General features: G+C 72.7%; 11 protein-coding genes. 2 read left to right on the forward strand and 9 right to left on the reverse strand.

Features of this window, described 5'->3' with window-relative positions; translation table 11 throughout:
• Positions 1-4 precede the first annotated feature (4 nt).
• A complete protein-coding gene (locus tag ACTMVF_RS04190; RefSeq protein WP_441269593.1) occupies positions 5-499 on the reverse strand; it encodes a MarR family winged helix-turn-helix transcriptional regulator in 495 nt (164 codons plus the stop codon).
• A gap of 127 nt (positions 500-626) precedes the next feature.
• Here ACTMVF_RS04190 and ACTMVF_RS04195 point away from each other — a divergent pair, with 127 nt between their 5' ends.
• A complete protein-coding gene (locus ACTMVF_RS04195) occupies positions 627-1,040 on the forward strand; it encodes an organic hydroperoxide resistance protein (RefSeq protein ID WP_302000289.1) in 414 nt (137 codons plus the stop codon).
• A 164-nt stretch (positions 1,041-1,204) separates the two neighbouring features.
• Here the strand turns inward: ACTMVF_RS04195 and ACTMVF_RS04200 are convergent, their stop codons facing one another.
• The 8 genes from ACTMVF_RS04200 to ACTMVF_RS04235 all read right to left on the reverse strand — a co-directional run bounded on the left by ACTMVF_RS04200 (position 1,205) and on the right by ACTMVF_RS04235 (position 17,369).
• The gene (locus ACTMVF_RS04200) at positions 1,205-2,806 is read right to left on the reverse strand and encodes a hypothetical protein (protein WP_441269594.1); all 1,602 of its coding nucleotides are present in this window, start codon (positions 2,804-2,806) and stop codon (positions 1,205-1,207) included.
• A gap of 50 nt (positions 2,807-2,856) precedes the next feature.
• Positions 2,857-5,088, reverse strand: coding sequence for a bifunctional glycosyltransferase/CDP-glycerol:glycerophosphate glycerophosphotransferase (locus ACTMVF_RS04205; RefSeq protein WP_441269595.1), 2,232 nt, complete (start codon positions 5,086-5,088; stop codon positions 2,857-2,859).
• Position 5,089: 1 nt separating this feature from the next.
• A complete protein-coding gene (locus tag ACTMVF_RS04210; protein ID WP_441269596.1) occupies positions 5,090-7,291 on the reverse strand; it encodes a CDP-glycerol glycerophosphotransferase family protein in 2,202 nt (733 codons plus the stop codon).
• Positions 7,292-7,483: 192 nt separating this feature from the next.
• Positions 7,484-9,742 carry a bifunctional glycosyltransferase/CDP-glycerol:glycerophosphate glycerophosphotransferase gene (locus ACTMVF_RS04215; protein WP_441269597.1) on the reverse strand — a complete coding sequence of 753 codons (2,259 nt, stop codon included), beginning with the start codon at positions 9,740-9,742 and terminating at the stop codon, positions 7,484-7,486.
• 182 nt (positions 9,743-9,924) lie between these two features.
• Positions 9,925-10,836 carry a carbohydrate ABC transporter permease gene (locus tag ACTMVF_RS04220; RefSeq protein WP_441269598.1) on the reverse strand — a complete coding sequence of 304 codons (912 nt, stop codon included), beginning with the start codon at positions 10,834-10,836 and terminating at the stop codon, positions 9,925-9,927.
• Positions 10,833-12,116, reverse strand: a complete 1,284-nt coding sequence (locus ACTMVF_RS04225) for a carbohydrate ABC transporter permease (RefSeq protein ID WP_441269599.1) — start codon at positions 12,114-12,116, stop codon at positions 10,833-10,835. The genes ACTMVF_RS04220 and ACTMVF_RS04225 overlap by 4 nt, the downstream gene beginning before the upstream one ends.
• A 67-nt stretch (positions 12,117-12,183) precedes the next feature.
• A complete protein-coding gene (locus ACTMVF_RS04230) occupies positions 12,184-13,566 on the reverse strand; it encodes an ABC transporter substrate-binding protein (RefSeq protein ID WP_441269600.1) in 1,383 nt (460 codons plus the stop codon).
• Positions 13,567-13,808: 242 nt separating this feature from the next.
• Positions 13,809-17,369 carry an FHA domain-containing protein gene (locus ACTMVF_RS04235; protein WP_441270122.1) on the reverse strand — a complete coding sequence of 1,187 codons (3,561 nt, stop codon included), beginning with the start codon at positions 17,367-17,369 and terminating at the stop codon, positions 13,809-13,811.
• Positions 17,370-17,733: 364 nt separating this feature from the next.
• Here ACTMVF_RS04235 and ACTMVF_RS04240 point away from each other — a divergent pair, with 364 nt between their 5' ends.
• Positions 17,734-19,386, forward strand: coding sequence for a protein kinase domain-containing protein (locus ACTMVF_RS04240; protein WP_441269601.1), 1,653 nt, complete (start codon positions 17,734-17,736; stop codon positions 19,384-19,386).
• Positions 19,387-19,478 lie beyond the last annotated feature (92 nt).

Genomic DNA, 19,478 nt, shown 5'->3' on the forward strand with positions numbered 1-19,478 from the left:
CCGGCTACGCGCCGTGCCCCGCCGCAGCCTCCTCCACTGCAGCCTCCTCCACCGCCGCCGTGTCCAGTGCCTCGGTGAGCTGATCCAGCCGCGCTCGTAGCTCGCGGATCTCGTCCACGTCGAAGCCCGTCGCCGCGGCGATCCGGCGCGGGACCTGCAGGGCCCGCTCGCGCAGCGCCGCGCCCTCCTCCGTCAGCCGCACCTCCACCGAGCGCTCGTCGCGCGCGCTGCGCTCCCGGCGTACCAGGCCGGCCGCCTCCAGCCGCTTGAGCAGCGGCGACAGCGTGCCGGAGTCGAGGCGCAGGTGTTCGCCCAGCTTCTTCACGGGCAGGTCGCCGTGCTCCCACAGCACCAGCATCACCAGGTACTGCGGGTAGGTGAGTCCGAGGTCCTTCAGGACCACGCGGTAGACGCCGCCGAAGGCGCGGGACGCGGCGTTCAGGGAGAAGCAGATCTGCTGGTCGAGGCGGAGCCAGTCGGCCGTGGGCGTGGTCGTCATGCCTCCAGGGTAGCTCGTGTCCGTCATTTAGTTGTGTGCAATTGAATTGTGTGCTCTACTTGTGGTCGTGCGGCGGCCGCCAACGGAGCCGCCGGATCGCAGATGACTTCGAGAGGGATGGTTTTCCATGGACGCGCTCTACACCGCTGTCGCCACCGCCACCCACGGCCGCGAGGGTCGCGCCGTCACCAACGACGGCAAGATCGACCTCGCGCTGGCCATGCCGGTGGAGCTGGGCGGCAACGGCCAGGGCACGAACCCGGAGCAGCTGTTCGCCGCCGGGTACGCCGCCTGCTTCGGCAGCGCCCTCGGCCTCGTCGGCCGCGCGGCCAAGGTCGACGTCTCCGACGCCGCCGTCACCGCCGAGGTCGGCATAGGCAAGCAGGGCGAGGGCTTCGCTCTGAAGGTGACGCTGCGCGTGGAACTCCCCGACACCCTGGACGAGGCGACCGGCCGCAAGCTCGTCGAGCAGGCCCACCAGGTCTGCCCCTACTCCAACGCCACCCGCGGCAACATCGACGTCGACCTCGTCATCGAGTAATTCGAGTCGTTCGAGTAATTCGAGTACCGGTCTCACAGGAGCTCGCGGTCGCCGGGTGCGGCCGCGAGCTCCGGCATGGTCCGACGCGTGAAGTCCAGCCGGGCCCCGGCAGCGCGATGCCGACGGCGCTACCTGGGCCCGGCTGACACATGGACCGGCTCCCCTCACCCCCCGATCCGCGCCAACACCTCCCCCGTCCCCCGGCTCCACGCCACCACCACCGCCTCCTCCGGCACCTTCTTCCACCGCGTCAGCAGCAGCCAGCGCGCGTGGTAGCGCCGGGCGATGGCCGTGCGCTCGGCGTGGGTCGACGTGTCGGAGAGGTAGGCGCGGACGTCGGCGAGCCGGCGCTGCCGTTCCCGCTCGTCCAGGGCGGGGTCGGGCCAGATCGGCGCGGCGAGGTTCGGCCCGTACCCGGGGACGGCGCGGGGGGCGAAGTGCCCGTCGGAGATCACCACCTCGCCCTTCCCGACATGCCGCGCCACCCAGGCGTACGACGGCCAGCGCGACGGCTGCTCCAAGCCGATCGGATCCAGGGAGCGCGGCACCACCGCCCCGCCCTGCACGGTGAGGAACCCGACGCACGCCCCGACGGCCGCCGTCCCGCCCAGTACCTGGCGCACCCTGCCCCACGGCCGGGGCGCCGCCAGCTCCACCGCCAGCGCGAACTGCAACGGCACAAGAGTGAGCCCGAGGATCCGGCCGTACGTGTAGTGGCCGCTGACCCAGCCGTACGCCACGAGCAGACAGTCGAGCGCGAACAGCAGCACCAGCGGATCCCGCCAGGAACCTCTCCGCCACCGCAGCCACAGCGCCGGCAGCCCGAGCAGCGCCAGCCAGAACTGCCCGCCGAGGTGCTCGTACAGCTGCCGGTGAATTCCGTCCACGCTGCGGTCCCCGGCCAGCGCGAACACATCGAAGTACGGCCAGCACCCGGCGACGAGGACCGCCGCCCCCGCCGTCACCCCCCACCGCACGACCACGGCGGCCTGCCAAGCCCGCTGCCACCCCGCGACGAACGCCACCGCCCCCAGCACCGCCGCCGCCGCGGTGATCGGATGGATCAGCAGGACCAGCCCGTACAGCGCGCCGAGCCCCGCGTACCCGGCGAACCCCGGCAGCCCGCTCGGCCCGACGTACCTCACTGGCCCCTTCCCGCGCGCCCGCGCCCCCGTGAGCGCCCACGCCCAGAACGTGAGCCCGATGGCGAAGGCCGACGGATAGCCGAGGTTCCCCGTCATCGACATCAGGCTCAGATAGCCGCTCCACCAGGCCCGCTCGGTCCCCCACAGCAGCGTCATCGCCCCCAGCGCCAGCACCGGCGCCCAGGGCCGAGGCGTCAGCACCCGCACGAAGCGGCCGATGCCGGTCACCAGCACCAGCAGGTTCAGCGGACCGGCCAGCCGCACCGCCTCCCAGCCGCCCAGCCCGGTCAGCCGGGCGAACGCGGCCTGCGCGACCGCATACGGCGAGTAGTAGGGGCTGCCCGCGCCCGGCAGGTCCGCCATCGGATGGCGTGGGTGGAGCAGGTTCGCCTTGAGGCGTTCGACGACCGCCGCGTGCTGGCCCGCGTCGCAGCACAGCGGCACGCGCCAGTACGCCAGCGTCATCACCAGCCAGAACAGAAGGCCGAAGACCTGGTACGGCGTCGGACGTGGGCCGCGGCCGCCGCGCAGGGCACTCGCGCCGCGCACGGTCCTCCGCACGAGGACACCGACAGCGGCGCCCGCGGCTCTGGTAGTGGAGGTTGTGTGGGTTTGAGGCATTTGCCGTATGTTCCCGGTCGGGCCGGTCGGGTCAACGGCTTTACCTCACGTCACCTCATCGAGTGAGCCCTCGCCTCCGCCGGAGCCGGCACTCTCACCCCGCTCGGACGCTCCGGCATCGACTCACCCAGCATCAACGTCCGTACGACCCGCTCCGCGGCCAGCCCGTCGTCGAACTCGCAGAACCGCTCCCGGAACCCCTCCCGCAACCGCGCCGACTCCCCGTCCCGCCATGTCCCGGACGCGAACAGCCACGCCAACTCCCGGTAGGAGCGCGACACATGACCCGGCGCGTCCGCCGTGATGTCGAAGTAGGCGCCCCGGCTCGCCGCGTACGCCCCCCAGTCGTCGGCGTGGATCACGATCGGCCGGTCCAGGTTGGCGTAGTCGAACATCAGGGCCGAGTAGTCGGTGACCAGCACATCGGCGGCGAGCAGCACATCCTCGACATGCGGCTCGTCCGTCGCGTCGATCAGCACACCCCGCCGGTGCAGATCGGCCAGGCCCATCCCGCGCGCCGTACCCTGCGCCAGCGACGGATGCAGACGTACGACGAGTGTGTGCCCGGCGCCGAGGTCCGCGGCGAACCGGGCGAGGTCGATCCGGTCGACATGGCCGCCCCGGCGGTACTCGCGGCGGGTCGGCGCGTACAACACGACGGTGTCACCGGCGGGCACACCGAGCCGCGCACGGGCCGCCTCACCGGCGTCCGGGCCCGCGTTGACCAGCGCGTCATTGCGCGGACTCCCCGTCCTGAGCGACGTGAAGTGACACGGATACGCCCGCTCCCACACCAGCTCTGAGTGCCGGTTGGCCACCAGGCTGTAGTCCCAGCGGTCGGCCCGCCACAGCATCTTCGGCACGTCGAAGCCGTGCCGGGCGCCCGGCTTGGTCAGCAGGTCGGCCGCCATGTACTTGAGCGGGGTGCCCTGGTGGGTCTGGATGTGGACGCTGCCGGGGCGCTTGGCGAGGGTGCCGGGCCAGTTGACGTTGTTCACCCAGTACGTGGCCCGCGCCATGACCTCGTGGTAGCGCCGCGAGCCGGGCGTCACGAAGTCGGTGCCCGGCGGCAGTGCGTCCACCGCGTCCTCCTGCACCACCCACACGCCCTTGATGTGCGGGGCGATCTCAGCGGCCTTGGCGTGGATCGCCGCCGGATCGCCCAGCACCCCGCGATGCGAGAACGCCGAGTAGACGGCCAGGTGCGGATCGAGCGGAAGCTTCGACCGGGCCGTGTACCAGGCCCGTTGGGCCCGCTGCGAGACCGCCCCCGTCACGCGCCGCTTGCCGGCCCCCGCCATCCCGCGCACCTCGTGCAGGCCGCGCGCCACGGCGTACGACGCGTAGGGCGCCGTAGCCAGCAGCCGCATCTCCTTGCCGCGCCAGCCGTCGGGCGGCGTGAAGCCCTCCGGGAGGTGGCGGGCGTGGAAGGAGCGGATCTCGCGGTAGAAGTCCGGCCGGTCCGCGGGCCTCACCCGGTCCTCGCGGGCGAGGACGAACAGCATGTGGTCCAGGGCCCGTTCGAACAGCAGCGGGCGTGCCCACGCCAGGTCCGGACGCTCCTCAAGGAACGCGAACAGGCCCTCGTACTGTCGAAAGATGTCGAAGTGCCGCCGCCCCGGAGTCTTGGTGATGGCGCCCTGCCGGCGCTGCCGGTACTCGACCCCGATCCGCTCCAGGCAGGCAATGCGGTCGGCCAGCACCATCGAGCGGTAGGTGACGGGCGCGTCCTCGTACAGGCCCGGGGCGTAGCGCAGCTCGTGCTTCAGGAAGAAGTCCCGCCGGTACGCCTTGTTCCAGGCGACCAGGAACAGATGCAGGTACTCCGGGCTCTCCCGGACGCTGAAGGTGCCCGTGCCGGCCGCGGCCAGCAGGTCCGCCGCCGTGCTCCGGCCACCGCGGCCCCACCAGTGGGTGCGCACATGGTCGAAGACCAGGATGTCCGGCTCCTCGGTCGCCTCCAGATGCGCGGCGACGGCCGCCAGCAGGCCGGGCGTGTAGGCGTCGTCGCTGTCGAGGAACAGGACGTAGTCGCCGCTCGCCTGCTCCAGACCGGCGTTGCGGGCCCGGCCCAGGCCCACGTTTTCGGGCAGGTGCAGCACGCGCACGCGCGAGTCGCGCTCGGCGTAGGCGTCCAGGATGGCGGGGCAGCCGTCGGGGGAGCGGTCGTCGACGGCGATCACCTCGAAGTCCCTGTACGACTGCCCGAGCACCGAGTCCAGGCACTCCCGCAGGAAGCCCTGCACCTTGAAGACGGGGACGATGATGCTGAAGCGGGGCACGTCAGTTCCTCACGAGGGTCGTCGCGGCGGGGGCGGGGATGCGCTCGGCCAGCGGGATCACCGCAGGGATCGCCTCGGGCGGCTCGCCCAGCAGCACCCGGCGTACGACGCGTTCGGCGGCGCGTCCGTCATCGAACTGGCAGAAGCGCTTGCGGAACGCGGCGCGCAGGGATCTGGCCTCCGCGTCCGCGTACGAGCCGTCACGGAAGACGGCCGCCAGCTCCCCCGGCGTCCGCGCCACCCGCCCCGGCGGATCCTCCAACAGGTCGAAGTAGACGCCCCGCAGCTCCCGGTAGACGTCCCAGTCGTCGGCGTACACGACGATCGGCCGGTCCAGGTTGGCGTAGTCGAACATGATCGACGAGTAGTCGGTGATCAGTGCGTCGGCGGCCAGGCAGACGTCCTCGGAGGAGCGGTGCCCGGTGACGTCGATGATCCGGCCGGTGCCGCGCGCGGCGCCCTGGTCGTAGAAGTAGTGGGCGCGCAGCAGCACGACGTACTCGTCGCCGATCTCCTCGCACAGCGCCTGAAGGTCGAGGCTCGTCTCGAAGCCGGTGGCGTAGTCGCGGTGCGTGGGCGCGTACAGGAGGGCCTTCTTGCCCTCGGGGACGCCGAGTTCGCGGCGGACGCGGGCGACGTCGGCGGCGGTCGCCGTGTAGTACACGTCGTTGCGCGGATAGCCGTACTCCAGGGGCTCGTGCGCCGACGGGTACGCGCTCTCCCACATCTGAGTGGAGTGCCGGTTGGACGTGAGGTTGTAGTCCCAGCGGTCGACGCGGGCCAGCAGCTTGGCGAAGCTGCCGGTCGCCGCGGCCACCACGGGGTACGTCGCCTGGTCGGCGCCCATCTTCTTCAGCGGGGTGCCGTGCTGGGTCGACAGGTGCACGCTGCCCGCGCGCTTGACCACGGCGTCCGCGAAGTTGGCGTTGTTGATCAGGTACTTGGCGCGGGCGAGCACGTCCCAGTACGCACGGCTGCCGATGACCGCGTACTCCACGTCCTTCGGCACGGTGTGCGCCTGGTCCGCCTCGACCAGGAACACCGAGCGGATGTGCGGGGCGAGTTCGCGCGCCTTGGCGTGGATCGCGGCCGGATTGCAGACATAGCCGCGCCCCCAGTACGCGCAGTACACGGCGAGGTTCTGGTCCAGCGGGAGCCGCAGCTGAAGCCGGTACCGCAGCCGGGTGCGCAGCCCGCGCGGACGCGGCACCGCCGAAGCCGCCCGCGCCGCCGCCTGGTTGGCCCGGCGCAGCGCCCGGAACGCCGCGTACGCTCCGCTCGCCAGCAGCCGGTGCTGCACGCCGAGACTGCCGCCCGGCGTCCGGAACCCGGCGGGGCGGTGCCGGCGGTAGAGACTGCCCGCCCGCCGGAAGAAGGCACGGCGTCCGCGCGGCAGCCGTCGCGGATGGGCGGCCGTCTTCAGTACGGCGGCGAAGAGCTGCTCGAACAGCGCCGCGCGCCGTTCCTCGGACAGCCCCCGCTCGGCCGCCCGCGTCAGCAGCAGCTCGGCCTGGTCCAGCAGCTCCAAGTGGTGCTCACCCGGCAGGCCCAGCCGGTTGCCCTGCCTCCGCAGCAGATGCCGTACGACGACCTGGCGCAGCACCGCCATGCGCGCGGCGTCCATCACGACCAGGCCGCCGAAGCCGACATCGGTGAAGTGGCCGTCGGGGAAGGCGAGATGGTGCTCGGCGAGGAAGGTCCGCCGGTAGGCCGCACTCCACGCCGGGAGCTGCACCCCCGACAACTCGGCGGCCTCCTCCGGGGCGAAGACCCCGCCCGGCGTCCGCGCCAGCACGAGGGCGGCCGGGTTGCTCGGCTCACCCACCCACCACGGGGTCCGCTCGTGCTCGAAGTACAGGACATCCGCGTCACCGGTCTCGTCCAGCCGGGCGTCCAGCGCCGCCAGAGCGCCCGGCACCAGCACGTCGTCGCCGTCCAGGAACAGCACCCAGTCACCGATCGCCGCCCGCAGCCCGGCATTGCGCGCCCCGGCCAGCCCGGCCGTCGGCGGCGAGTGCACGGGCGCCACCCGGCAGTCCCGTTCGACGTACCCGGTGACGACATGCGCCGCCGGGGAGTCGGGGGCGTCGCAGACGGGGATCAGCTCGAAGTCGCCGAAGGACTGGCCGAGGATCGAGTCCAGCGCCTGGGACAGCCGGCCCGCGACCCCATGGGACGGAACGATGATGCTGAAGCGGGGCATACTGCTCTTTCTGTCGATGTGCTGGCGGCCGGGTTCTTCAGGAGGCCGGGGTCGGCCTCACGCGGTGCGACGACGGCGGCCGGGCCGCCCGGCCGGACGCCAGGTGTGCGGCCGGCTCGGCGTGGGCCGCGACGGGCTGGAGGGCATGCGACTCCCCTTCCGACTCCTCTTCCGTTTCCGTGAGAACGGCGTTCAGAGCCTCTCGGTGACGGTACGGGCGCCCGTCGGCTGCGGCACGGTGGCGAGCGGGGAGTGCGCGAGCGACGCGGCCGGCGACGGCACCGGGTGGCGCTTGTCGAGCGGCACGAAGGAGGGCCGGGCGGTCTCGCCCAGCACGACATGGCGTACGACCCGCTCGGCGGCGCGTCCGTCGCCGTACGGGCAGAAACGCTCGCGGAACGCCGACCGCAGCTGGGCGGAGCGCGAGCCGCGCCAGTGGCCGGTGGCGAAGATGTCGATCAGCTCGTCCTCGCTGCGCGACACCGCTCCCGGCGGGAAGGAGCGCAGGTCGAAGTAGGTGCCGCGGGCCGCCTCGTACGCCTCCCGGTCGTCGGCGTGGATCACGATCGGCCGGTCCAGGTCGGCGTAGTCGAACATGATCGACGAGTAGTCGGTGACCAGGGCGTCCGAGGCGAGGCACAGCGACTCGACGCTCGGGTGGTCGGTGACGTCGATGACCTGGCCGGCGGTGGGGACGAGCGGGCCGCCGTGCCGGTGGTGCGCGCGGGCCAGGACGACGAAGCGGGGGCCCAGACGGCGCAGGACGTGGTGCAGGTCGAGGGTGGTGTGCTGGGTGCGGCGGTAGTCGCGGTGCGTGGGGGCGTAGAGGATCGCGACCGCGTCCTCGGGGATGCCCAGCGACTCCCGGATCCGGGCCACGTCGGCCGAGGTCGCCTGCTGGAAGACGTCGGCGCGCGGGCTGCCGTACTCCAGGGTCGTGTAGCCGCCCGGGTGGACGCGCTCCCAGATCAGGGTCGAGTGGCGGTTGGCGGACAGGACGTAGTCCCACTTGTCGACGTCGTCGAGGAGTGCGTCGAAGTCCGTGTCCCCCGCCGCCGCCGGGCGTTCGCGCAGGTCCAGGCCCATGTGCTTGAGCGGGGTGCCCTGCTGCGTCTGCACGAGCACCTGGCCGCGGCGCTTGACCAGGCGGCGGTCGAAGGCGGCGTTGTGGACGAGGTACTTGGAGCGGGCGAGGGCCGTCCAGTAGGCGGCCGTCCCGGGGCGCAGACGGCGGGTGCCGGCGGGGACGGAGTCGTGCTGCTCGGCGGCGATCCAGGCCGTGCGGACGCGCGGGGCGTGCGTACGGAACGCCTGCTCCAGGGCGCCCGGGTGGCAGCTGGGGCCGCGCACGCCGTCGGCGGCGAAGACGGCGCGGTCGGCGCGCACCGGGAGACAGCGCTGGATGCGGTAGTGCAGGCGCAGGGCGGCGGAACGGACGCCCTTCAGCAGACGGTTGGTGACCTTGGCGGTACGCCGGACCAGGGCCGCCGTCAGCCGCAGGACGCGGTAGGTGCGGTGCAGCCCCAGGCGGACCAGGGTGTGGTGGAGCCGGCTGCGCAGCGCGACGGGGACGCCGGGCGCGCGGTGACGGCGGTAGCGCGTGCGGGCCTTGCGCAGGAACTCCGCGCGGCTGCGGCGCGGGAGACGGTCCGGACGGGCGAACACGACGACGAAATGGTCGACCATCCGGCGGAACAACAGGGGCCGCCACCGGTCGAGTTCGGGGTTCTGGTCGACGTACGCGAAGACACGGTCGTACTGCTCGAAGATGTCGAAGTGCCGCGGGCTGACCGTGCCGAGGATGCCGCCCCGGCGCCGCTGCCGGTAGTGCACGCACACCCGGTCCAGGGTCGCGATCGACTCCGCCGTCATCAGGACCGGGTACGTCCAGGGCGTGTCCTCGTAGTAGCCGGACGGGAAGGCGAAGCCCTCCTCCTCGACGAACTCCCGCCGGTACGCCTTGTTCCAGGCGACCATCAGCAGCCGCAGCAGCCCCGGCCGGTCCGCCAGCCGGAAGGGCGCCGGGCCCTCTTCGGTGAGCTGGGCCGAGGCCTGGTTGCGGACCGTCTCGCCGGTCCAGTAGGTGCGCGCGTAGTCGTAGACCAGGACGTCCGGGTCGCCGGTCTCCTTCAGCCGGTCGGCGATCGCGTGCAGGGCGTCGGGCGTGAGGCTGTCGTCGCTGTCGAGGAAGATCAGGTAGTCGCCGGTGGCCTCGGCCATACCGGCGTTGCGGGCGGGCCCCAGGCCCCGGTTCTCGGCGAGGTGCACGGGACGCACGCGCGCGTCGCGCGCCGCGAACTCGTCGATGATCGCGCCGGACGCGTCCGGCGAGCAGTCGTCGACGGCGATCAGTTCGAGATCCGGGTACGACTGGGAGAGCACCGATTCCAGGCACTCGTGCAGGTACGCCTGAACCTTGTAGGCGGGGACAATGACACTGAACCTGGGCAAGGGACATCCACTGGGTCGGCCGGGACGGTGGGCGCTGTCGCCGTAGCGCCTTGCCCGGGAACGGCCAATGGAGTGACTTGGTTACGGCACCTGAGGCATACGAGGGACCGTGAGCGGACGACAGGGGGCGGGAGGGGGCGGACCGATGACGGTCCGCCCCCTCAAGCGTGGTGCGTCTGCCGCTACTTGACCGCGCCCGCCATCACACCGGACACGAACTGCCGCTGGAACGCGAAGAACACGACCAGCGGGATGACCATGGAGATGAACGCGCCGGGTGCCAGGACGTCGATGTTGTTGCCGAACTGGCGCACCTGCGTCTGCAGGGCGACCGTGATCGGCTGGCTCCCGGAGTCCGTGAAGATCAGCGCGACCAGCATGTCGTTCCACACCCACAGGAACTGGAAGATGCCGAGCGCGGCGATCGCCGGACCGCCGAGCGGCATCACGACGCGGAAGAACAGGCGCAGTTCACCGGCGCCGTCCAGGCGTGCCGCCTCCAGCAGCTCCCTCGGGATCTCGGCGAAGAAGTTCCTGAGCAGGAACACCGCGAACGGCAGCCCGAAGCCGACGTGGAAGAGGATCACGCCGGTCAGGGACCCGAAGATGCCGAGGTTGCCGAACAGTTCGGCGATCGGGATCAGCGCCACCTGCACCGGCACGACCAACAGCCCGACCACGCCCAGGAACCACCAGTCCCGGCCCGGGAACTCCATCCACGCGAACGCGTATCCCGCGAGCGAGCCGATCACGACGACCAGGACCGTCGCCGGGACCGTGATCAGCACCGTGTTGAGGATCGAGTCGGTGATGTCGCTGTTGCTCAGGAGCTTGTCGTAGCTGTCGAAGGTCAGCTGGGACGGCTTGCTGAAGACCTCCCACCAGCCGCTCGCGGTCATCTCCTCCGGCGGCCGCAGGGAGGACAGCAGCAGCCCGATCGTCGGGACCAGCCAGAACAGGCCGACGACGATCAGGAACACCCGCACCAGCCCACCGCTGACGAAGGAGGCGAGCCGGGCTCCGAGGGACTGCTCGCCCTTGACGGTCGGGAGCGGCTCGGGCGCCGCCTTGCCGATGCCGACATCCGTACTCATCGCCGCACCTCCCGCCTGAGCCGGCGCACGTTGAACCACATCACCGGGATCACGAGCAGCAGCAGGAACACCGCGATCGCGCTGGCGATGCCGGGCTGGTCCTCGGAGAAGCCCTTGCGGTACAGCTCCAGGGCGAGGACGTTCGCGTCGTCCTGGGAGGAGCCGGGGGCGATGATGAAGACCAGGTCGAAGACCTTCAGGACGTTGATCATCAGGGTGACGGTGACGACCGCGAGGACGGGCGCCAGCAGCGGCACCGTGACCCTGCGGAACACCTGCCACTCGTTGGCCCCGTCCACCCGGGCCGCCTCCAGCAGATCCCGGGGGATCCCCGCGAGCCCGGCCGCGATCAGCACCATCGCGAAACCGGCCCACATCCAGATGTACGACCCGATGATGGCCGGCGTGACCAGGGACGGGCCGAGCCAGTCCACGCCGTTGTACGGCTCCTTGAAGTTGTCCGCCGGGAGCCGGAGTTGGGCCCCGTCGGCGGCAGCCGGCAGCGTGAACGTGCCATCGTCGGCGGCCTTGGTGGAGGCCACGACCTTGCCGTCCTTGACGGCCTCGATCTCCATCCCGGCATAGCCCAGCTCGGCCGCGTCGACCCCGCCGAGCGTGCCGACGCCCTTGCCGCGGGTGAAGTCCTGCCAGGTGGTGCCGGTGACCTTCCCCGGCTCGGCCTTCGGCTGTACGGCCTTCTTGGCGTCGTCCGGCATCAGGTCGGGGGCGACGCCCACGAGGGGCAGGGTGACCGGCGTGCCCGCGCTGACGGTCGCCTTGGTGATGAAACCGCCGCCCGGCGCCGCTTCGAGGGGCGACTCCCGGCCCGGGTGCGCCTTCGGGAACGCGGACGCCTGCACGAAGGTGTCGTGGACGCCCACCCACACCGCGTTCGCGACACCCTTGTCCGGGTCCTGGTCGTAGACGAGCCGGAAGATGATGCCCGCCGCCAGCATCGAGATCGCCATCGGCATGAAGACGACCAGCTTGAACGCCGTACCCCAGCGCACCCGTTCGGTCAGCACCGCGAAGATCAGACCGAGCGCGGTGGCGACCGTCGGAGCGAACACCACCCAGATGACGTTGTTCTTCAAGGCGGTGCTGATGCCGTCGTCGGTGAAGAGCGCCTCGTAGTTGTCGAATCCGGCGAAGCCGTCGCCGGACTGGTCGTAGAAGCTGCGGATGACCGAATACCCGATCGGGTAGACCACGAGCGCGCCGAGCAGCACCAGAGCGGGCAGCAGGAACAGCACTGCCACCATCCTGCGGGTGCCGGTCACGCTCTTGCGCGACTTGGGTGCGGCAGAGGGCGGAGAGCCCCCTGCCGCTTCCGCCGACACCACGGCGTCAGTTTCCGTACGCCGCGGCCGCGTCGGCTTCCAGCTTCCGCTGTGTGCCCGCGATGTCCGACGGGTTCTTCAGGAAGTCCTGCAGAGCCTTCCACTCGCCCTTGCCGGGCGTGCCGCCGAAGGCCTGCGGGGCCTGGTCGGACATGTCGAAGCGGAAGTCGTCGCCGGAGTCGATGAGGGCCTTGGCGATCTTCCGCTGGACGTCGTTCGGATACGCCGAGTTGTCCACGTTCTTGTTCGGCGAGAGGTAGCCGCCCAGCTTCGCCTGGATGGTCGCCGCGTCCGGGGACGCCAGGAAGGTGGCCAGGGCCTGCGCCGCCTTGGAGTCCTGCAGGATCACGGCCGCGTCACCACCCGAGACCACGGGCGCGGTGTCACCGACGGCCGGGAACGGGAACACCTTCGCGTCCGTGCCCACCTCCGCCTTGGCCTGTGTGATGTTGACCTGCGCGAAGTCGCCCTCGTAGACCATGGCGGCCTTCGGCTGGTCGCCGCCGGTGAACGTCTGGGTGACCGACGCCGGGAAGTCGGTCTGCAGCGCGCCGGTCGCGCCGCCCGCCACATAGTCCTTCTTGCCCCAGACCTGGGCGAGCGTGGTGAGCGCGTTCTTCACGGACGCGTCGGTCCACTTGATCTCGTGCTTCGCCAACTGGTCGTACTTCTCGGGACCGGCCTGGGAGAGATAGATGTTCTCGAACCAGTCGGTCAGGGTCCAGCCCTCGGCGCCGCCGACCGAGAACGGTGTGACGCCGGAGTCGTAGACGGTCTGGGCCGTGGTGAGCAGCTCGTCCCACGTCTTGGGCTCGGTGGCCCCCGCGTTCTCGAAGACCGCGTTGTTGTACCAGATCAGGGACTTGTTGGCGGCCTTGTAGTAGACGCCGTACTGCTTGTTGTCGACCTTGCCGATGTCCTGCCAGCCCTGCGAGTAGTTCGCCTGCAACTCCTTGACCGCGTCGGCGCCCAGCGGCTTGGCCCACTTCTTGTCGACGGCCTGCTTGATGGCGCCGGGCTGGGGAAGCATCGCGATGTCCGGCGGCTGGCCGCCCGCGACCTTCGAGCCGAGGAAGTTGATGATCGGGTCCTGGGCGGGCACGAAGGTCACCTTGGCGCCCGTGCGCTTCTCGAACTCCGCGAGGACCTTCTTGAAGTTGTCCTGCTCGGCTCCGGTCCACACGGCGGCGACCTCGAGGGATTCGCCGTTCAGCTTGGGAAGGGTGATGGTGCTGCCGGTCTCCTGACCGGTTCCGCCCTGTTCGTTGCCGCTGCTGTCGTTGTCATCGCCTCCGCATGCGGTGAGCGAGAGCGCGAGGGCGCCCGCGGCTACGGCTGCCGCGGTCCTGGCGGCCCTGCTTGTCCGGTTCTTGCTGCTCGTGCTGCGCATCACTGCCCCGTTCTTCGTGCCTCGTCGAACGTTCGAGCGCTGTCCCGTGCGATCTGGTCTACGCCTTGGGTTTGGGGGCGGCAAGACCGCGTCCGCTGTCAAGCGGGGGATCGTGACCGCCTCGTGACCAGGCGCCCTGCGCTGGTGCGAACGTCCCTGGGGGCTGCCGCCCCCAGACCCCCGCTATCGGCCTGAACGGCCTCGCCCTCAATCGCCGGACGGGCTGATTTTGACCAGCGGCGCTACAAGAGTGACGGCACCTCGGTCGCCGAGACCTCCCTCGCCGCCCTCTCCAGCGCGCTGGCCAGCAACGCCAGATCCGTGGGCCCGTTGCCCAGTTCGCGGACCGGACGGCGGGTCGGAGGGTCGCCCATGCGGTGCCACTCCAGCGGCACGACCGTGGGCCGCAACGTTGCCGTCCGCGGGATACGCCCGGTGACCCGCCCGCCCTGGAACGGCACCACTCGCCCGTCCGCCCAGGCCAGCCGACCGCGCCCCGGCGCCGGTTCGTCCGGTCCCGCCGCCACCGCGTCCAGCGTCACCCGCAACGTCGCCAGCCGCGCCGGCTCCGACTCAGCCGTACGGCCCCCGACCCCAGCGGCGGCCACCAGGTGCACCCCGAGCCGCTCGCCCTCCCGCGCCACGGCCTCCAGCGCGCGTATCACCGAGCCCGCAGCGGGCCTGCCCGGCGACCCCAGCGCGGGAGAGACCAGCGCGTCCAGGTCGTCCACGACCACGACGAGCCGCGGCAACGGCGGCACCGCCTTGGCCTCGGCCTGCCGACGGGCCGCCCCCGGCCGTAGCCGGATCGTGGAGCTGGACGGCGAGTCCAGATCCCCCGAGAGGTCACCGGCACCGGCAGCCGCCCCCGGCCCGGCTCCCGCCGCTCGCTGCGCGACCATCCGGCCCGACAGCTCACGGCCCGTGTGCCACTCCGCGAAGTCGGACCGCCCGAGCAGCTCCGCGCGCCGCTTCAGCTCGGCGCTCAGCGACTGGGCGAACTCCCGCATGCGGACGGGGTCGTTGGCGGTGAGGTGGGTGGTCACATGGGGTACGTCCGTGCAGACCCGCAGCCCGTCGCCGTGCCCGCCGCCAGCGCCGACGCTGTCCCGGCCGTCGATCAGTACGACGCCCAGCCGGTCCGGCCGCTCGGCCGCCGCGAGCGACGCGACGACGGCCCGCAGCAGCTCCGTACGCCCGCTGCCGGGCGGCCCCTCGATCAGCAGGTGCGGCCCGTCGGCGCCGAGGTCCGCGCCGACCGGCCCACGCGGCCCGGCCCCGAGCACGGCGCACACCCGCCCGCCGAGGGCCTGCGCGTCATCGGCCGCGTCGGCCCAACGGGTCATCAGCGACGCCGGCGTGGCCCGGGCAAGTCCCAGCTCGTCCAGCAGCCGCGCCGCCTGGGGCAACGGCACGGACACACGCGCGTGCCGCTCCCCGGCGCCCTCCTGCGGACGCAACGGCGCCAGAGCCCGCGCGAACCGCTCCGCCCAGGCGAGGGAAACGGCGTCCACGACGGCTACGGTGCCGTGGCCGATGGGGCCGTGGAGGGGGGCGGGGGAGGAGGCGGTGCCGTATCCGGCGGTGCCGGTGCCGTGCTCGGCGGCACTCGTCCGGGACGCGTCCGCCGCGCGCGGGTGGGTCTCCGCTCCGGTGTCGGCGGTCCCGGCGCGGGCCACCCGCATCAGCCGCAGCGCCGTCGCCACGTCACCGCTCAGCAGCGCGACCGCACCGCACTCCCGGAACGCCGGCGACACCGTGCACGCCGCCTCGTAGGTCTCCGTCACCGGCGACGCGGGCGACGCCGAAGCCGTCTCGGCGAGGCACACCACGTGGATCCCGGCCCGCGGCCCCTCCAGCGCCAGCTGCGCCACCGCCTCACGCACGTCGGCGCCCCCGGGATCACCGTCCACGACGACCACGGTGTACGGCCCCGCGAATCCGTCCGCCCCGTAGGCCGGGTCGTCGTCCCGGGCCCAGGAGGGCCGCCGGACGGCACGCCCGTCCGGGACGGCGGAGGCGGTGCCGGTGCCGGTGGTCCTGCCCTCGGCGGAGTTCCCCCCGCCGCCCACCTTCCGCGGCTGCGGCGACAAGTCCTCCAGGCGCCGCAGCAGCTCCTCCGTGCGGGCCGTGGCCTGTTCGCGGTCGTAGGCCAGCAGCAGGCGGCAGTCCTGGGCGTGCCCGGGGCGGACATGCGGGAGCCAGCCCAGCCAGGCCCATTCGGCGGTGCGCTCCTCCAGGGGGCGGGAGCGGTCCGCACTGATCAGCACCAGCTCCAGGGCGTCGGGCGAGTGCAGCGCGGCGAGCTGGGCGAGCACCGCGCGGGCCAGCCCGGCGAGCCGCTCGCGCGGACCGGCCAGCCCCAGCGCCCCGACCTCACGCAGGTCGGTGGTCACCGGCACCGCGGGCAGCAGTCCCGAACCGTCGGGCGCCGCCCGGTCGGCGGTGCCGAGCCGCACGGTGAGCGCCTCCGGGTGACCCGGCGCGCGCTCCCACAGCCGGGGTCCGGGACCCAGGGCCGTCAGCAGCAGGGACGCGGGGTCCGGCCAGGCCTCCGGCAGCCGGGGGCCGTGCGCCGCCGAGGGGGGCTCGGCCGCCTCGGGCAGCTCGTCATCGTCGTACGTCCCACGCCCGGCCGTCGCCTCCTGCTCCCCGCGCCCGCCGGCCAGCCGCCGCGCCCACGCCGTGAGCCCGCCGCGCCTGCGCACGCCCTGCGGGACCTCGGTGCCTCTCAGCGGGGTGCCCTTACGGCTGCTGCCGCCGTTCGCCGGGGTGCCGTCGCGGTCGCCGTCACCCGGCGCGCGGTCGGCGCCCGCACCGACGTGACCCCCGTCGCTCCCGTCGAGCGTGCCCATCTCGAAGCCCGCGCCGTGCGTGTCGCCTCCGCGCGGCCCCGGAACCGTCCTCCGGGGCCCGCCGTGGCTCTCGATCCGCGGCGCCCCGCCCTGCCCCGGCACGACGGGCGGCTCGACCGAACCGTGTCCCTGAGCGGCCGACCGGCCTCCCGCGGGCGCGGTCACGTCGCCACCGTCCGCCACACGCGCGTGAGACACCGCCGCGCCGGCCCTCGGGGGGCTGTCCGCACCGGCGCCCGAGGCGGCCCGCCCGTCGCCGTGCGCCCCGGCGTCACCGTCCCGTCCCGGATCACCCCCGGCGGGGACCCGCACATGCCCCTCCCCGTCCGGCTCCGTCGGCACCCGCGCCCCCGGCCCCCCGGCCGGAGCCAGCCGCAGGGCCGACTCGCCGATCCGCAGCAGCGCCCCCGGCGCGAACCGCACCGGGCGGGCGGTCACGCGGGTGCCGTCCAGCGTGGTGCCGTTCGTGGAGTCCAGGTCGGTGACCGAGACGTGGCCGTCGGCGGCGACCGTGACCGCGCAGTGCAGCCGGGAGACGTCCGGGTCGTCGAGCGGGACGTCCGCGTCGGCGGAGCGGCCGATGCGGATCTCGCCGCCGTGCAGCAGATGGACACCGCCCGCGTCCGGACCGGCCACGACATGGAGCTGGGTCGGGGCGTCGTCCAGCTCGGGATGGGGTTCGGGCGCGGCCGGGGCGCCCAGGGACAGCACCGCACCGTCTGTCAGCGGCGGCTCGCCGAGTGTGCTGCGCCGGTCGTCGAGCCGCTCCGCGCCCGCGTACAGCACGACCGGGCCGTCGCCCCCGGACACCGCCGAGGCGAGCGCCGACGCCACCGCGGCCAGGGCGGTGCCCGCGGGCGCCGTGACCAGCACATCGCAGCTCGCGGCGCGACCTCGCGCCGGGGCAGGCGGGGCCAGCGGGTCTACGACGGTCAGCCGGATCTGCATCGGCGTCAGCGGTCCCTTCTGCGAGGGCGCGGCGGACTTCCCCCACCCCACACGAGCACATCGGCCAGTACTCCACGTACTTCACGCATCCTCGCACCTGCCACTGACAACGCGCCCCCCGCCCGAAGGCAAGTGATCTTGATTGGTCGGCTCTGCCCGCAAAAGTGCCTGACAAGTGACCTGCCGGCGACCGCTTGAGATCGGTCACGTCCGCTTCCCGGCAACCACGAGACGGAGCCGAGCGTCTTTCCTTCGAACATGTACGGGACGCCGTACGTAAGACGCACAGAATGACGACAGGCCGGTGCCCGGGGGCACGGCACTACAGTGGTTCGGAACGTAGGCAAGCAGCAGGGAGCGCGACGTGCGGCCGGTAGGCAGCAAGTACTTCCTCGAGGAGCCGCTCGGTCGCGGCGCCACGGGGACCGTCTGGCGAGCCCGCCAGCGGGAGACCGCAGGCGCCGAGGCGGCCGTGCAGGGGCAGCCCGGCGAGACCGTCGCGATCAAGGTGCTCAAGGAGGAGCTCGCCAGTGACGCGGACATCGTCATGCGGTTCCTGCGCGAGCGCTCCGTCCTGCTCCGGCTGACCCACCCCAACATCGTCCGGGTCCGTGACCTGGTCGTCGAGGGTGATCTGCTCGCCCTGGTCATGGACCTCATCGAGGGCCCCGACCTGCACCGCTACCTGCGCGAGAACGGCCCCTTCACACCGGTCGCCGCGGCCCTGCTGACCGCGCAGATCGCCGACGCCCTCGCCGCCAGCCACGCCGACGGCGTCGTCCACCGCGACCTGAAGCCCGCCAACGTCCTGCTCCAGCAGAACGGCGGCCAGATGCACCCGATGCTGACCGACTTCGGCATCGCCCGCCTCGCCGACTCCCCGGGCCTGACCCGCACCCACGAGTTCGTCGGCACGCCCGCGTACGTGGCGCCCGAGTCCGCCGAGGGCCGCCCGCAGACCTCCGCCGTCGACATCTACGGCGCCGGAATCCTGTTGTACGAGCTGGTCACCGGCCGTCCGCCGTTCGGCGGCGGTTCCGCCCTGGAGGTCCTGCACCAGCACCTGAGCGCCGAGCCGCGCCGCCCCTCCACGGTCCCCGACCCGCTGTGGACGGTCATAGAACGCTGCCTGAGCAAGAACCCGGACGAACGCCCCAGCGCCGAGAACCTCGCCCGCGGCCTGCGCGTCGTCGCCGAGGGCATCGGCGTGCACGCGAACTCCGCGCAGATCGCGGCGGCCGAGGGCGTCGCCGCGCTCCTCGCCCCCGACCCCGCGCCGGCCACCGTGCCGGGCTCCGCCGACCCCACGCAGGTCCTGCCGCACGGCGCGGCCCCCGGGGCGTACGACCCGAACGGCGCGACCAGCGTCCTGCCGCACACCGGCGCCCCCGGCCCGGCGGGCGCCGCCGACCCGACGGCCGTCATGCCGCCGATGCCGCAGGGCCGGCCCGGTCAGCAGCCCGGTCAGCCCGGGCCCGAGGAGCCGCACCCCTGGCAGAACCAGCTGCGTGCCGCCCGGGACCGCAACGAGCAGACGCAGGTCCAGTACCTCGACCCCAACCAGGACCCGCTGCGCCGCCGCCCCCAGCGGCAGGTCGCCCGCCCGCAGCAGCAGCCGCAGCAGCGGCCCCCGCAGGGCCGGCAGCAGGGGTACGGCAATCCCCAGCAGCACCAGCCGCAGCCGTACGCCCCGCCGCGCCAGCCGCAGCAGCAGCCGCAGCGGTATGCCCCGCCGCCCGCGCCGGAGCCGCAGCGGCCGCAGCGCGAGCCTCGTCAGCCGCGGCAGCGCAGCGCCAACCCGATGCGGATCCCCGGGCTCGGCTGCCTCAAGGGGTGCCTGTTCACGATCGTCATCCTGTTCGTCGCGGGCTGGCTGATCTGGGAGCTGAGTCCGTTGCAGGAGTGGATCGGCACGGGCAAGAGCTACTGGGAGCAGCTGAGCGACTGGGTCAGCACCGTGAGCGGGTGGATCGGGGACCTGGGCGGCGGCTCCGGCGGAGGTTCGGGCACCAACTGACCGCGGGCGGCGCGGCGTCGACGGGTTTGGCTCTTTGTCGACATCTGGCGGGTGATTTCCGCCTCCGTGGTGAAGGTTGGCTCGCTGGGCGC

Source organism: Streptomyces sp. SD31 (genome assembly GCF_052068475.1).
Taxonomy (GTDB): domain Bacteria; phylum Actinomycetota; class Actinomycetes; order Streptomycetales; family Streptomycetaceae; genus Streptomyces.